10 protein-coding genes are annotated in these 15,572 nt (G+C 71.7%); 4 read left to right on the top strand and 6 right to left on the bottom strand.

Annotation, left to right across the window (positions count from 1 at the left end):
- Positions 1-635 (bottom strand): MFS transporter (locus V7E45_RS27485; protein ID WP_443056246.1); only part of this gene is annotated, 635 nt, incomplete at its 3' end.
- Positions 636-759: 124 nt separating this feature from the next.
- Between V7E45_RS27485 and V7E45_RS27480 the strand changes: the two genes are divergently transcribed.
- Entirely contained in the window at positions 760-1,452 is a 693-nt protein-coding gene (locus V7E45_RS27480) for a FadR/GntR family transcriptional regulator (protein WP_333776893.1), read from the top strand.
- Here V7E45_RS27480 and V7E45_RS27475 read toward each other — a convergent pair.
- The 5 genes from V7E45_RS27475 to V7E45_RS27455 all read right to left on the bottom strand — a co-directional run bounded on the left by V7E45_RS27475 (position 1,430) and on the right by V7E45_RS27455 (position 10,877).
- Positions 1,430-1,780 (bottom strand): hypothetical protein, encoded by a 351-nt coding sequence (locus V7E45_RS27475; RefSeq protein ID WP_333776892.1) that lies wholly within the window; start codon positions 1,778-1,780, stop codon positions 1,430-1,432. The genes V7E45_RS27480 and V7E45_RS27475 overlap by 23 nt on opposite strands.
- Positions 1,781-1,940: 160 nt before the next feature.
- Positions 1,941-2,708, bottom strand: a complete 768-nt coding sequence (gene fabI, locus V7E45_RS27470) for an enoyl-ACP reductase FabI (RefSeq protein WP_020939179.1) — start codon at positions 2,706-2,708, stop codon at positions 1,941-1,943.
- 5 nt (positions 2,709-2,713) lie between these two features.
- Positions 2,714-3,418, bottom strand: coding sequence for a 3-oxoacyl-[acyl-carrier-protein] reductase (gene fabG, locus V7E45_RS27465; protein WP_020939180.1), 705 nt, complete (start codon positions 3,416-3,418; stop codon positions 2,714-2,716).
- A 149-nt stretch (positions 3,419-3,567) separates the two neighbouring features.
- Positions 3,568-5,103, bottom strand: a complete 1,536-nt coding sequence (locus V7E45_RS27460) for a hypothetical protein (protein ID WP_333776890.1) — start codon at positions 5,101-5,103, stop codon at positions 3,568-3,570.
- Entirely contained in the window at positions 5,100-10,877 is a 5,778-nt protein-coding gene (locus V7E45_RS27455; protein WP_333776889.1) for a hypothetical protein, read from the bottom strand. The genes V7E45_RS27460 and V7E45_RS27455 overlap by 4 nt, the downstream gene beginning before the upstream one ends.
- Before the next feature lie 344 nt (positions 10,878-11,221).
- On the opposite strand from V7E45_RS27455, the gene V7E45_RS27450 reads away from it, so the two are divergent.
- From V7E45_RS27450 to tyrS, 3 genes are read left to right on the top strand one after another with little or no spacing between them, the layout of a single operon-like run.
- On the top strand, positions 11,222-12,745 hold the full coding sequence (locus V7E45_RS27450; RefSeq protein ID WP_333776888.1) for a TldD/PmbA family protein: 1,524 nt from the start codon (positions 11,222-11,224) through the stop codon (positions 12,743-12,745).
- Entirely contained in the window at positions 12,742-14,136 is a 1,395-nt protein-coding gene (locus tag V7E45_RS27445) for a metallopeptidase TldD-related protein (RefSeq protein WP_333776887.1), read from the top strand. Before V7E45_RS27450 ends, V7E45_RS27445 begins: the two co-directional genes overlap by 4 nt.
- A gap of 56 nt (positions 14,137-14,192) precedes the next feature.
- Entirely contained in the window at positions 14,193-15,461 is a 1,269-nt protein-coding gene (gene tyrS / locus V7E45_RS27440; protein ID WP_333776886.1) for a tyrosine--tRNA ligase, read from the top strand.
- Positions 15,462-15,572: the final 111 nt, after the last annotated feature.

Raw genomic sequence — 15,572 nt, 5'->3', positions numbered from 1 at the left:
GGTCCGGGGGCGGCTCCCCGGTCCCGCACCAGCGGCAGCCAGGGCAGTACGGCGGCGGCCGCGAGCCCGGCCCAGACGGCGAGGCCGGGCCGCCAGCCGCCGCCCAGTGCGTGGGTGACGGGCACCGTCAACGCGGCGGCGGAGGAGGTGCCGAGGGCCAGGGCCATGGAGTACAGGCCGGTCATGGAGCCGACCCGGTCGGGGAACCAGCGCTTGACGATGACGGGCATGAGCACGTTGCTGACGGCGATGCCCATCAGGGCGAGCGCGCTCGCGGCCAGGAAGCCCGCCGTGCCGCCCGCGTAGGGCCGTATCAGCAGGCCGGCGGCGATGGCGACCATGCCGGCGCACACCACGGCGGCCGGTCCGAAGCGCCGGGCCAGCCGGGGCGCGGTGACACCGAAGACGGCGAAGCAGAGCGGGGGCACGGACGTGAGCAGTCCGGCCACGCTGCCGCTCATGCCGAGCCCGTCGCGCACCTCCTCCAGGAGCGCGCCGAAGCTCGTGATGGCCGGCCGGAGGTTCAGCGCGGCCAGCACGATGCCGACCACGACGAGCCGGTTCGCCCACGCGCGCGTGCGGGGTGTTTCGTCTGTGCGCGGGACGGTGGCGGCACCGCGTTCGGTCGAAGGCATCGACGTACGGGTGTCCACGGTCCGCGTTTCCTCACCAGCCATGTCGGCCATCATAGAATCATGGGATGATTGGTTGTCCAATGTCGGGGTCACTTCTCCCCCGCCCAGCGTGCGAAGGTGTGCCATGCCCCTGAGCCACCCGCGCCGGTCGGCGCTGTCCGAACAGGTCATCGCCGAGCTGCGCAACCAGATCGCGTCCGGCGAGTGGCCGGTCGGCTCCCGCATCCCGACCGAGCCCGAGCTGGTCGAACAGCTCGGGGTCGCCCGGAACACCGTGCGCGAGGCCGTCCGCGCGCTCGCGCACAACGGGCTGCTGGACATCCGCCAGGGCTCGGGCACGTACGTGGTGGCGACGAGCGAGCTCGCGGGCGTGATGCACCGCCGGTTCGCGGACGCCGACCCCCGGCACATCGCCGAGCTGCGCTCGACGCTGGAGTCGGCGGCGGCCCGGCTGGCCGCCGAGCGGCGTACGGAGAAGGACCTCAAGCAGCTCGACGCGCTCCTGGTGCGGCGCGAGGAGGCGTGGGAGACCGGCGACGCGGAGGCGTTCGTGACCGCCGACGCGACCTTCCACCTGGCGGTGGTGGCCGCCTCCCACAACGACGTCATGACGGCGATGTACGCCGACCTGGGCGAGGTGCTGCGGGACTGGCTTCGCGCGGACGTCGGCGCCGACCTGACGCCGGAGACGTACATGGAGCACACCCGGCTGGTGGACGCGATCCGCACCGGCGACGCCGAGGCCGCCGCGACGCAGGCCGCGAGCTACCCGTTCCTGTGCCGGCCGGGACGGCTCAGCGCGCCTTCTGGTGGCTGATCCACGCCGAGCCGACTTCCTTCCAGCACCGTCCGGTCAGCCGTACGGTCATGGCGGCCGCGGCGTCCGCCGGGGCGCTGTCGGTGTCGATGTCCCACCAGCGGGCGCACTCGATGTGCAGCCGTACCCGGTCGGTGTCGACGTAGGGGTTGTGGCAGTAGGCCACGACGTGGGAGCCGTGGACGGCGGTGCGGCAGGCGGCACCGAACAGGCGCGGCGCGGGCGGCTTGCCGTCGGACACGCGCGCGTGGGACATCGCGTCGTACGGCAGTGAAAGGACGAGGGCTACGGCCACGGTCACCGGGGCCAGGCTGCGGGACAGGCGCACAAGGGGACCTCCTCGGCCGGGCTGCGGAGGGAATGCGCGGGGTGAACCCGTAGTCCAGAGTGCGCCGCCGGCCCCGGGCACCGCCCGGCCGGATGGGCCGAACGAGTGACGCCCCGCTCCCGCGCGGTGCGGGGAACGGGGCGTCGGGGCAGGGCCGGGATCAGGCGCCGATGGCGTGCAGACCGCCGTCCACGTGGACGATCTCGCCCGTGGTCTTCGGGAACCAGTCGCTCAGCAGGGCGACGACGCCGCGGCCGGCCGGCTCCGGGTCCTTCAGGTCCCACTCCAGGGGCGCGCGGCTGTCCCAGACGGACGCCAGCTCCGCGAAGCCCGGGATGGACTTGGCGGCCATGGAGCCGATCGGGCCCGCCGAGACCAGGTTGCAGCGGATGTTCTGCTTGCCCAGGTCGCGGGCCATGTAGCGGCTGGTGGCCTCCAGGGCGGCCTTGGCCGGGCCCATCCAGTCGTACTGCGGCCAGGCGTACTGGGCGTCGAAGGTGAGGCCGACGACCGAGCCGCCGTTCTGCATCAGCGGCAGGCAGGCCATGGTCAGCGACTTCAGGGAGTACGCCGAGACGTGCATGGCGGTGGCGACCGACTCGAACGGCGTGTTCAGGAAGTTGCCGCCGAGGGCGTCCTGCGGGGCGAAGCCGATGGAGTGGACGACACCGTCGAGGCCGCCGAGCTCCTCGCCGACCACGTCCGCGAGGCGCCCGAGGTGCTCGTCGTTGGTGACGTCGAGCTCGATGACCTTGGTGGGCTTGGGCAGCTTCCGGGCGATGCGCTCGGTGAGCGTGGGACGCGGGAACGCGGTGAGGATGATCTCCGCGCCCTGCTCCTGGGCCAGCTTGGCGGTGTGGAAGGCGATGGACGACTCCATCAGCACACCGGTGATCAGGACGCGCTTGCCCTCGAGGATTCCGCTCATGGTGATCAGTGACCCATTCCCAGTCCGCCGTCTACGGGGATGACGGCTCCAGTGATGTACGAGGCGTCGTCCGAGGCGAGGAACCGCACCGCCGCGGCGATCTCCTCCGGCTGCGCGTACCGGCCGAGCGGCACCTGCGAGACGATGCCCTCGCGCTGCTGCTCGGTGAGCACCTTGGTCATGTCGGTGTCGACGAAACCGGGCGCGACGACGTTGAAGGTGATGTTGCGCGAACCCAGCTCACGGGCGAGGGAGCGCGAGAAGCCGACCAGGGCGGCCTTGGAGGCGGCGTAGTTCGCCTGGCCCGCGGAGCCGAGCAGGCCGACCACCGAGGAGATCAGTATGACGCGGCCCTTCTTGGCGCGGAGCATCCCGCGGTTGGCGCGCTTGACGACGCGGAAGGTGCCGGTGAGGTTGGTGTCGATGACCGAGGTGAAGTCCTCCTCGGACATGCGCATCAGGAGCTGGTCCTTGGTGACGCCGGCGTTGGCGACGAGGACCTCGACCGGACCGTGCTGGTCCTCGATCTCCTTGTAGGCCTGCTCCACCTGCTCGGCGTCGGTGATGTCGCACCTGACGGCGAGGAAGCCGGCCGGCGGCTCACCCGAGCGGTACGTGATCGCGACCTTGTCGCCGGCGTCGGCGAAAGCGCGGGCGATGGCGAGGCCGATGCCCCGGTTTCCTCCGGTGACGAGAACCGAGCGGCTCAACGGATCACCCTTTCGATAGCGGTCTGCAGCGGTCCGACACCCGCCCGAACACCTCGATGACAGGCGGCTTCATCGAAAACCTATCGGTAGCGCCCCTGCGGTGGGGAAGCGGGCACCGACAGTGGCTGAAGTGCGTCGCTGTCGGGTCCCTACAGTTTCGCCCAGCGCCGATGGGCCCGGATCAGGGCCGTGCAGAAGGCGGCGAGGGTGTCGTCACGCAGTGCTCCACGGTGAGCGAGGATGTTCCTGACCCTGACCAGGTCCTTCAGCAGGGCCTCTTCCTCGGCGGGAAAGGCGAGTGCGCCGTCGTACTGGGCCGCGAGCAGCGTTCCCACCTCCAGCTGCCGGAAGGCCTCCTCCGGACGGTCCCGGAAGCCGGCCGGGGGACGCTGACTGTAAGTCGCTACGACCGTGTCGAGAGGCTTGGTCGCGTATCTGACTCCGAGCCGGGCCAGCTGATCCCGGGTCTCCTCGATCCAGGGGGACACCACCCGCTGCTGGGCCTGTCCCACGAGTGCGGTGAGCTCGATCGGCCTGGTACCGCGGTGCGCGGCGGTCCCGTCGGCCGTGTACCAGCCGGCCGGATGGCGGCGCAGCATGCCGTCCCACGACTGGACGACCCCCTCGGACCAGGCCGAACGCAATCTGGATGCCGGGCGCCGGCGCGTTCCGGCGTCCTGGGGCGCGTCGGGGCATGCCCCGGCCCGGGTGATCAGCGCCGCGTCCAGGCAGGAGCGCAGCGCCGGGTCCAGCCGGCTCGCCGTGCCGTCCCAGGTGTCGGTCAGTCGACGGGCGAGCGGGAGATCGAACGCGGCCAGCTCAGTGATCACCTCGTCGCGTACGGCCGCCACGATGCGCTGTTCGAGCGTTCCGGCCGGGGCGGGACGCCTGGCCGCCGCTACAGCGAGGGCGGTGTCGAGGCGGCCCACGGAGCCCCACCACCAGTGCACGGCCGCGGTCGCGATGTCCCGGTCCAGTTCGTCGGTCAGGGTCTCGGGAACATCCCTCAGTCGCGACACGACCAGCAGTCGGGGACGTTCGTGGGGCGGAAGGCCCGCGTCCTTCACCGCGGCGGTGAGAGAACGCAGGAGCCGTTCGACGGCACCGCCCCTGCCGGTGCCCTGGGGACCGCCCGGCGCGGGTTGCCCCGTGTCCTCCGGTTCGCGCCAGGCCCGTAGGCCGATCACGGGCCGCCAGCGGCCTGTCCGGTCCGTCAGCCGTGCCACGACCTCCGCAGGACTCACGGCGAGCTCTTTGCCCAGCCGTTCGAACAGTGCCGGAACCGGATGCTCGCGTACGGGTGAGGTCGTCGTCCGCGCGGGCGCGGGCGTGTCCCAGCCGATGTCGTACCCGCCGTCGAAGTCGAGGTCGGGCAGGCCGTCCCAGGCCTCCTGCTCCTCCCAGGGGACCGCGTGGTGAGCCAGAGACCGGTCCGACGGCTCGCCGGTGCCAGGACCCCGGGGCGTGGGGATCGGCAGCACCGTCGGCGGCTGCACGTCCAGGCGGTCCGGAGCGGTCTGCAAGGCAGCCCGAAACAGCTCCTCGGCGTCTCCTGTCTGGACCAGATGGTCCGGCAGCAGCCACAGGCAGTTCAGACCGGCCTCGAGATCGGCTGCGATGGCCTCGATCTGTCCCCTGACCCCCGGCAGCGCGAGGAGCGTGCTGCCGTCCTGCCCCATGGTCACGTGGTCTCCGCGGCGCGTACCCGCAGGGCGCGGAAGGTGACCGGGTCCACCGCCATCCCCTTGTCGACCTCGTCGATGACTCCGAGCTGGTCCAGGTGGGCCAGCCACTCCTGGGTCTCCGGGGCCGACAGGCCGGTGGCCGCCTCGACGTCGTCCACGGGAACGCCCTGTCCCTCCTCGACGTACGCGATCCACATGTCCAGCAGCGAGAGGTCCCGCGCGTTGAGCCCGGACTGCCTGATGTGGGCGGTCACGTTGGCGGGCAGCACCGTGGAGGTGCGGATGCGGTCGAGGGCGTCGTCGAGGGTCGCACCCCGCAGCGACACGTCCGCGACCGCGATCTCCGTCCAGTAGGGCCAGCCCGAGGTCGCCTCCGTGAGCCTGCGACGATCCTCGCGGGAGACGAACGGGCACTCCGGCCAGGCCCGCAGGGAGTCCGCCGTCCAGCGCCGGGGCTGCAGGGTCCGTACCCGTAGGCGCCGGCCCGCGTCACTGGCCCTGAGAGCGCCGACGGCCTCCGCTCCGGCCAGGACGAGGATGGAGCGGCTCTGCTTCTCCTTGCGTCCTTCGTTCTGCGGGACGTGTTCGTCGGCTGCCGGTCCGGCGAAGTCGACGCAGAGTCGCAGCTCCTCGCTCAGCTCTTCAGCGCTCTTCCCTCGCAGGTCGGCGAGGACGACATGGCCCGCCCGTGAACGGGCCGCCCCCGCGGCCCCCAGGACGGAGCCGAGGTCCGCGCCGGGCTCGGCGCGGACGACCTTCACTCCGCGCCCCTCGGCGAAGGCGGCGACAGCACGCAGTACCAGTTCGGGTCGGTGCAGTTCGGTCGTCGACACCACCGAGACGCCAGGCTGCGCGGCCTCGTGGAGTTGCCCCTCGGTCAACGGGCTGTACAGCAGGACCCCGGTGGCGCGCTCGCGGCCGAGGATGCGCCGCGCGGCCCGCGGGTTGTAGTCATAGGGCAGGCCGAACTCCGTCTCGTGGAGTTCCACCTCCAGTTCCTCACGCGTCCCGAGCATGTTCACGACGTTCGGGCTGCGTACGGCGAAGCGTGCGCGGTCACCGAGGCGGATCAGCAACCCGAGCCCGACCATCTCGGTGAGGTAGATCTCGGCCTGCTGGACGCCGCACTCCTCGAACCCCTCGGGCCAGGCCTCGCGGGCCAGGTCCAGCAGTTCCTTGGCGCTGTAGTCGCCGCGGTAACCGTCCTCGAGGCTGCGCAGGGCGATGACCAGCGCGAGCACTCGATAGCGGTCTTCGAGGTTGATGGTGAACCGCAGGCGCTCGGCGATTCTGCGCCGCAGTGTCTCCGACGCCGCGACCTCCTGCACGTCCTGGTCCGTGATGGCCGTGGCTCGGTCCGTCACGACGTAGGGCCGCGAGTGCAGTGTGCGCACCAGCTCGCTGCAGAAGATCTGGACGATGTTCGCCTGGTAGTTGGTGATGGCGAGGATGCGCCAAACCAGCTCCGGGCGCTCGAACGCGTAGCCGAGCGCGGCCATGGGCTCGGTGACGAGCTTGAGCGCTGCCTGCTGCTTGAGGGGGCCCACGAGGACGTCGGGTCCGCCGTGCACGGTGGACACGTTGGAGAGGGCACCGAAGCGCTGGACCTGGTGGAGACCAGCGAAGACGATCTTGAATCGTCTGTCCGTGCGCTCCAGGAGCTGCTGGAACCGCTTGACGTTCGGGAACGTCGACTCGCCGCCCATCTTGAACGTCCTGCGCGAGTCCGCTGTCAGGAAGGCGTCCGCCTCGTCCGCGAGGACGAGCAGCCGCCGCGACTCGTCCGCGTCGAGCCATTCCCCGAGCCGACGGGCTATGACGTCCGGGCCGGCCTGTTCGGACACCTTGTTGCTGAACACACCCCGCCGTTTGAGCTCCTCGGCGAGCAGGCTCCAGATCTTGTCGGGCGCCTCGGCCTGGCCGATCTCCGACTTCAGCAGATCCAGGTAGACCGCGACGTAGTTGTCCGACCTGCTGGGGAAGATCCTGGCGACCCTGCGCAGCAGGGCAGACTTGCCGAGCTGCCGGCCTCCGTACAGGAAGAGGCCGCCACGCGGGTCCATGACCTCGCGCATCTCCTCGTCCCGTCCGTAGAAGACCTCTGGCGGGACCAGACCCGCGACGAAGGGCGTGTACGGGTTGTACGCGGCCCAGGGCAGGGTGACACGCTGCAGCGCCCGGAAGCTGCCCGGGGCGCGGGCGGCCATCCAGCCGACCACCGCGGGGTCCACCACCAGCGCCTGCTGGGCACCGGAGCGTGACGCGTCGGCCAGACGGCGCCGCCCTTCGGTGCCGAGCGGGTGCAGGTACAGCACGATGTTCGCGTCGACGTCGGCGTCCTCCAGATGGGCGAGCGGGCCGTTCGCCCGCTGCTCCTCCCAGATGAGCTGGATCGTGTACGACGTGGCCTGGGAGCCGAGCGCGGCCACGTAGCCGGTGCGTTCGGCGACCCTGGCCTTCACCTTGAACCGGCGCACACCCTGAGTGCGTGTCTCGACGACGGGCTGGCTGGCGGGTTCGAGTCCCAGCAGCCGCAGCACGCGCGGCAGATGCTGTTGCCATTCACTGTTGCGCCCGTGCCGGGTGCACAGCGCCTTCCAGGAACGCAAGCCCAGGTCCGCGGCCTCCGTCAGCCCGCCGCCCGAGCCGTATCCCGTCGCCCACCATTCGGCGTCGACTCCGTCGCCGCCCGGCCGCGGGACGCCCGGACCGGTCAGGCCCGTGACGAAGGCGGCCAGTTCGGCGCCGTCGTCGTCGGGCCGCTCGGGCAAGGACTTCCCTCCCCGCGCGAGCGCCAGGAACTCCTCGGCGGTCACCGTGTCGCCCTCGGTGATGAGCTTGGTGATGCGTTCGTAGTCCGCCTGGTTCAGCGGGCGGCCCTGGACCAGCCGCAGTTGCTCCAGTTCCTGGCGCTGCCGTCGTGTCGAGCCCTGCACCAGCTGGGACAGTTCCTGGGCCAGTCCTTCGAGCCGGTCGAGGGCGTAGCGGTACCGGCCGGCCTCCTCGCCGTGCGCGAACTCCTGCAGGCGACCGGTGAAATGGCGCTCCTGGTCCGGGGCGAGCAGGTTGAGTGTCCGCATCTGGGCGAGCAGACCCGCCGCCCGGGTGTGCTGCCGACGGACGGTCTCCCGCCAGTTCTCCTCCGCCTGCTGCAGGCGTCGCTCGGCCCCGCCCATCCACTCGGTGTCCGTGACGCCGAAGCCGCTCCGGTCGAGGCGCACGGCTTCGACCAGGGCGCGCGCCAGGTGGAGGTCGCCCCTCTTGAGGTAGCGGCGCAGAGCCTGTTCGGTGTCGGCGGGCGCCATCAGCGCGGCCATGCGCCGAGCCGTGCGCGGGTCGTCCAGATCGGGCAGGCCGTGGGTGTCGCGGGGCACGTCGGGCAGTGCAAGCAGACAGTCGGCCGGGGGACGGCGCTCCGCCCCGTCCCCGCCAGGGCGGCCATCGGACGCCGTGGGCTGCACCTCGCCCTCCAGCCACTGGTGCAGGAGCAGCAGTGCTGCTCCGCCCACGCCGGGCGGCGCTTCCACGTCCCGCAGGTCCCTTCGCGCGGAGGCCAGTTCCGGGATGCCGGACTGTCCGGGCCCGGAGGGCCGCGACAGATTGGCGACGACAGCGTCAGCCTTGGTCAGCAGGTCCGACACGGAACGGCAGGCGGCGTGCAGCTGGCGCAGGGCACCGGCGGTGATCGGTTCCTTGGCCTGCTTCGGCGTACGGAACCGGCTGTCGGTCTGCTCGATCAGGCGGTCGACCTCGTCGCTGCTGCGCAGTTGTTCGGCGCGTGCCCGGAAGCCGGCGGCGGGCTGCGTGCCGTTGTCCACCCATTGGATGACGTCCCGCAGAGCCAGGCCGAGTTCGCCCATGGGGCCGACCAGGTACTGCAGGACGCGGGTGGCACGCTGGTACATCGTCTTGCGCCGGGCGAGACCGTCGAGCAGCTGCCGCGCCTGCACGCCGAGTTCCTCTTCGAGGTCGTGCTCCTGGTTCAGCACGTCGTCGGCGTGTCGCGCGGCGGGATCGAACAACCGTCCGTTGCGAACGGCCGCGACGAGTACGGTGAGCAGTTCCTGCCAGGGTGCGGCCAGCCCGGCAGGGGCGGCGAAGTCACTGACCAGGACATGCGGCCAGCACGCCGTCAGTCCGGCGCGAAGGGCGGCGACAAGGGCGACGACGTAGGCGTCGCGGTCGGGGGCCAGCGCCGCGGGGTCGATGTCGTGCAGAATCTGCACCTCCGTGGCTTCCGACTCGGTTGCGCAGCGGAAGGCCGCGGCGGCGAAGGCGAGGGCCTGGGCCCGCATGGCGGGCTCGGCCGAGGCTTCCGTCATCCAGTAAGCCTCGGCGAGCCGTCCGTCGCGAACCAGCCGGACCACCGGCGGTTCCTGACCGGTCTCCCACGGCGCTTGCACGTCCCAGTCGGCGTCCGCCACCGAGGCGGGCCACGGTTCCTGTTCGACGAGGTCGAAATCGGTCGCGGCCTTCTGCTCCTGCGGCTCGTCCTCCTCGGGCGTCGGGTGCGGTGCCGCTTCTTCGACGACCGTGGCGGAGCTGTGGCCGGCACTGTCGGTGCCGTCACCGGTGCCGGAGCCCTCCGCGTCGCGGGCACCGTCATCGACCGGTACGGTCGCGGCCGTCGCGGGCGGTGCGTCCGCGGGGCTCACCGAAGGAGTGCCGGCGTTCGCGGCTTCCGCGGCGGTGTCAGCGGTCGCCTCCGGCTCGACCCGTCGGATGGGGCCGGCCGGGGCGAGTACCTCCTGCTCGTCCTCACCCGTGGCCGTACCGCTTTCGCCGTCGTCTCCCCTCTCCGGTGTCGCGGCCGGCAGCGGCGCGTCTTCCTCGGGGTCCGCCGACGACTCGGCGGCCACGGCGTCGTCCGCTTCCTCCGGCTCGGCCGGCGTCGGCGGCTCCGTGCCCTTCTGGCCCAGCGTCTTGGCGACTTCGTCGATCTGCGCGACCACCCGGTCGCGCAGCATGCTGAGCATCGCCGCCTCGTCCGGGTCCTTGGCGGCGCCGATCAACGCGTCGTACGAGTGCGCTCTTTCCCTCAGAGCCGTCAGTTCGGCACGGGACGCCTCCAACCGCGCGCGCTCGGCGGTCAGCCACGCGTAGTCGGACTCGTCCGGCCAGTCGACACCGGCGTCAGCGGACCGGTCCGCGACACGGTCACGCCGCTCGGCCCACATCGCCAGTGACTCAGCCAGCTTGCGGGGCTCGGCCGGCCTGCGACCGCTTGCGACAGCGTCGGCCGCGGTCCGCAGGGCGGTCGTCAACTTCTGCCCGAGGGATTCGAGTTCGGTGAGCGCCGCGTCCAGGGACGGCCCGCCGTCCAGAGGGCCCTCGAGCGGGCGTATCGCCCCGTCCGGCCGCTGCCCGTCCTCGGCCCCAGATCCGGCCACCCCGTTCACCCGCTCTTCGTTCGCCTGGTCGCCGACCGAAGGCCCTGTGACCGTCACAACTCTCCCTAGGGTCTCGGCTGGGTTCGAGGGTGGCTGCAGGTCCGCTGCCGCCTGCAGGGTGTCCGCGTGCTCCCGCGCCATGTGCCCGGCCGGCAACGACTCCGGCTCAGCGGAGAGCAGACCGTACAACGCACACCGGGCCAGCGGGGGTTCCAGCACTTCCAGCATGGTCCGCAGCTGATGGATCGTCGGCTCCTGGACCACCGCGACGGGACAGCCGTACTCGTCGATCAGCGCACGGCAGGCCCAGGCCAGCCCGCATCTGGCGACGGAAACCAGCTGCGGTTGCTTCGCACGGGTGATCCACACGCGGAAGCTGTTCACCTCGCGCCGTGTGATCGGCGCGCGGCTGCGACTCTCCTGACGGCAGCCACAGGACTGATTCCGCAGACACTGGTGCCACGTCAACAAGCTGCGTATCTCCGGCTCGTCCAGCGACGACAGCCAGACACGAAAGCCCGTTCCCCACCCTTGCATGGCGTCATGATGCCACCACGTCGTGACGCTGGGTATGTGACTGGGGCAATCCCAGCGGTGATTCCGCGGACGCTCCCACGACTGCCGCGCAGGCGTTCGGACGTCTCGCACGCCATACTGCTCTGATGCGTCCACCTGTTGGACATTCACGGGCGCCGAAGAGAACCCGACGACTTGGGGGAGAGCCTCCTGTGGCACACGGCATCGATCCGACTTTCCTGGCGCTTCCGCTAAGGTCCCTCGCCGACGCCGCGCTCGCGCGTGCGCGGGCGCTCGGGGCCGAGCACGCGGACTTCCGGTTCGAGCGGGTGCGCAGCGCGTCCTGGCGGCTGCGGGACGCCAAGCCGGCGGGTTCGTCGGACACCACCGACCTCGGGTACGCGGTCCGGGTCGTGCACGGCGGCACGTGGGGCTTCGCGTCCGGGGTCGACCTGACCCTGGACGCGGCCGCCAAGGTCGCCTCGCAGGCGGTGGCGATGGCGAAGCTGTCCGCGCAGGTGATCAGGGCGGCGGGGTCCGAGGAGCGGGTGGAGCTGGCCGACGAGCCGGTGCACGCCGACCGGACGTGGATCTCGTCGTACGAGATCGACCCGTTCTCGGTGCCGGACGAGGAGAAGGCCGCACTGCTCGCGGAGTGGAGCTCGCGGCTGCTGGCGGCGAACGGCGTGAACCACGTGGACGCCTCGCTGCTCACCGTGCACGAGAACAAGTTCTACGCGGACACGGCCGGGACCGTGACCACCCAGCAGCGGGTGCGGCTGCACCCGCAGCTCACGGCGGTCTCGGTGGACGAGTCGAGCGGTGAGTTCGACTCGATGCGGACCATCGCGCCGCCGGCCGGGCGCGGCTGGGAGTACCTGACCGGGACCGGCTGGGACTGGGACGGCGAGCTGGAGCGCATCCCGGAGCTGCTGGCCGAGAAGATGCGGGCGCCGAGCGTGGAGCCGGGTCTGTACGACCTGGTGGTCGACCCGTCCAACCTGTGGCTGACCATCCACGAGTCCATCGGGCACGCCACCGAGCTGGACCGGGCGCTCGGCTACGAGGCCGCCTACGCCGGCACCTCCTTCGCCACCTTCGACCAGCTCGGCAAGCTGAAGTACGGCTCCGAGCTGATGAACGTCACCGGCGACCGCACCGCCGACCACGGCCTGGCGACCGTCGGCTACGACGACGAGGGCGTCGAGGCGCAGTCCTGGGACCTGGTGAAGGACGGCACGCTCGTCGGCTACCAGCTGGACCGCAGGATCGCGCGGCTGACCGGGTTCGAGCGGTCCAACGGGTGCGCGTTCGCCGACTCCCCCGGCCACGTCCCGGTGCAGCGCATGGCCAACGTGTCGCTGCGGCCGGACCCGGCCGGGATGTCCACCGAGGACCTGATCGGCGGCGTCGACCGGGGCATCTACGTGGTCGGCGACCGGTCCTGGTCGATCGACATGCAGCGGTACAACTTCCAGTTCACCGGGCAGCGCTTCTTCCGGATCGAGAACGGGCGGATCACCGGGCAGCTCAAGGACGTCGCCTACCAGGCCACGACCACCGACTTCTGGGGCTCGATGGCGGCCGTCGGCGGCCCGGGGACGTATGTGCTGGGCGGCGCCTTCAACTGCGGCAAGGCGCAGCCGGGCCAGGTCGCCGCCGTGTCCCACGGGTGCCCCTCCGCCCTGTTCAAGGGCGTCAACATTCTGAACACCACGCAGGAGGCCGGTCGATGAGCGCCCGTACCCACAAGCCGCACGAGGTCGTCGAGCAGGCACTGGCGCTGTCCCGGGCCGACGGCTGTGTCGTCATCGCCGACGAGCACTCCACCGCCAACCTGCGCTGGGCGGGCAACGCGCTCACCACGAACGGTGTCACGCGCGGCCGGACGCTGACGGTGATCGCGACCGTGGACGGGCAGGAGGGCACCGCCGCCGGAGTCGTCTCGCGGTCCGCCGTGACCGCCGAGGAACTGGAGCCGCTGGTGCGGGCCGCCGAGGCCGCCGCGCGCGGTGCCGGTCCCGCGGAGGACGCCCAGCCGCTGGTCGGCGGTGTCCCGGAGTCCCCGGACTTCACCGACGCGCCCGCCGAGACCTCCTCCGCCGCCTTCGCGGACTTCGCGCCCGCGCTCGGCGAGGCCTTCGCACGCGCGCGTGCCGGGGGCCGCGAGCTGTACGGCTTCGCCAACCACGAGCTGGTCTCGACGTACGTCGGCACGTCCACCGGGCTGCGCCTGCGGCACGACCAGCCCACCGGCACGCTGGAGCTGAACGCCAAGTCCCCGGACCGCACCCGCTCGGCGTGGGCGGGCCGGTCCACCCGGGACTTCAAGGACGTCGACCCCGGCGCCCTGGACGCCGAGCTGGCCGTGCGCCTCGGCTGGGCCGAGCGGCGGGTGGAGCTGCCGGCGGGCCGGTACGAGACGCTGCTGCCGCCGACCGCGGTCGCGGACCTGCTCATCTACCAGCTCTGGTCGGGCTCCGGCCGGGACGCGGCCGAGGGCCGGACGGTGTTCTCCCGGCCGGGCGGCGGCACCCGGGTCGGCGACCGGCTGAGCGAGCTGCCGCTGTCGCTGCGCAGCGACCCGAACGAGCCGGGCCTCGAGTGCGCGCCCTTCGTGGTCGCCCACTCCTCCGGCGGCGACCAGTCCGTGTTCGACAACGGGCTGCCGGTGCGGCCCACCGACTGGATCCACGAGGGTGTGCTCAGGCACCTGACCACCACCCGGCACAGCGCGGGCCTGACCGGGCTGCCGGTCGCCCCGGCGCCCGGCAACCTGATCCTGGACGGCGGCCGGGACCGCTCGCTGGAGGACATGGTCGCGGACACCGAGCGCGGGCTGCTGCTGACCTGCCTGTGGTACATCCGCGAGGTGGACCCGGCGACGCTGCTGCTCACCGGGCTGACCCGGGACGGCGTCTACCTCGTGGAGAACGGCGAGGTGACCGGGCAGGTGAACAACTTCCGGTTCAACGAGTCGCCGGTGGACCTGCTCGGCCGGGCGGTGGAGGCCGGGCGCACCGAGAAGACGCTGCCGCGCGAGTGGAGCGACTGGTTCACCAGGGCCGCGATGCCCGCGCTGCGGATCCCCGATTTCAACATGAGCTCTGTCAGCCAGGGCGTATAACCTCGTAGGCGGCTGTCACCCGACCGCCCCACGATCACCGAGGAGACACGAGAACCGTGACGGACATCGTCGACGAGCTGAAGTGGCGTGGGCTGTTCGCCCTGTCCACCGACGAGGACGCCTTGCGCAAGGCGCTCGCGGACGGTCCCGTCACGTTCTATTGCGGCTTCGACCCGACGGCGCCGTCGCTGCACGTGGGGCATCTGGTGCAGGTGCTCACCGTGCGCCGGCTCCAGCAGGCCGGGCACCGGCCGCTGGCGCTGGTCGGCGGCGCGACGGGCCTGATCGGCGACCCGCGCCCCACCGCCGAGCGCACGCTGAACGACCCGGAGACGGTGGCCGGCTGGGTCGGCAGGCTGCGCGGCCAGATCGAGCCGTTCCTGTCCTTCGAGGGCGAGAACGCGGCGGTCATGGTGAACAACCTCGACTGGACCGCGGGCCTCTCCGCGATCGAGTTCCTGCGGGACATCGGCAAGCACTTCCGCGTCAACAAGATGCTGACCAAGGACTCCGTGGCCCGCCGCCTGGAGTCCGACCAGGGCATCAGCTACACCGAGTTCAGCTACCAGATCCTGCAGGGCATGGACTTCCTGCAGCTGTACCGGCGGTACGGCTGCACGCTCCAGCAGGGCGGCAGCGACCAGTGGGGCAACCTCACGGCCGGGCTCGACCTGATCCACCGGCTGGAGCCGGACGCCGAGGCGCACGCCCTGGCGACCCCGCTGATGACCAAGGCGGACGGCACCAAGTTCGGCAAGACCGAGGGCGGGGCCGTCTGGCTCGACCCGGAGATGACGACGCCGTACGCGTTCTACCAGTTCTGGCTGAACGTGGACGACCGGGACATCTCGAAGTACATGCGCATCCTGTCCTTCAGGTCCCGTGAGGAGCTGGAGGAGCTGGAGCGGCAGACCGAGGAGCGTCCGCAGGCCCGCGCCGCGCAGCGCGCGCTGGCCGAGGAGCTGACGACGCTGGTGCACGGCGCCGACCAGACGGCCGCCGTGATCGCCGCGTCCCGGGCCCTGTTCGGCCAGGGTGAGCTGGCCGAGCTGGACGAGCGGACGCTGGCGGCCGCGCTGTCGGAGGTGCCGCACGTCCGGGTCGCCGAGCTGGGTCCGGTGGTGGACCTGTTCGCCGAGGTCGGTCTGGTGGCCAGCAAGTCGGCCGCCCGCCGGACGGTCAAGGAGGGCGGTGCCTACGTGAACAACGCGAAGGTCACCGCCGAGGACGCCGTCCCGGCGAAGGAGGAGCTGCTGCACGGGCGGTGGCTGGTGCTGCGGCGCGGGAAGAAGAACCTGGCCGCGGTCGAGGTCACCGGCGCCTAGGCGCCCAGGACGTGCCGGAGGGGGGGGGCCCCCCCGGGGGGCGCCCCCCCCCCCCCCCCCGACAAGCTGTCCTGGGCCTTCTCGCACCAGACACTGCCGGACCGGGTGGAC

It is taken from the genome of Streptomyces sp. IBSBF 3136 (genome assembly GCF_036815105.1).
GTDB lineage: Bacteria > Actinomycetota > Actinomycetes > Streptomycetales > Streptomycetaceae > Streptomyces.
This window is presented reverse-complemented; position numbering and strand designations above follow the sequence as displayed.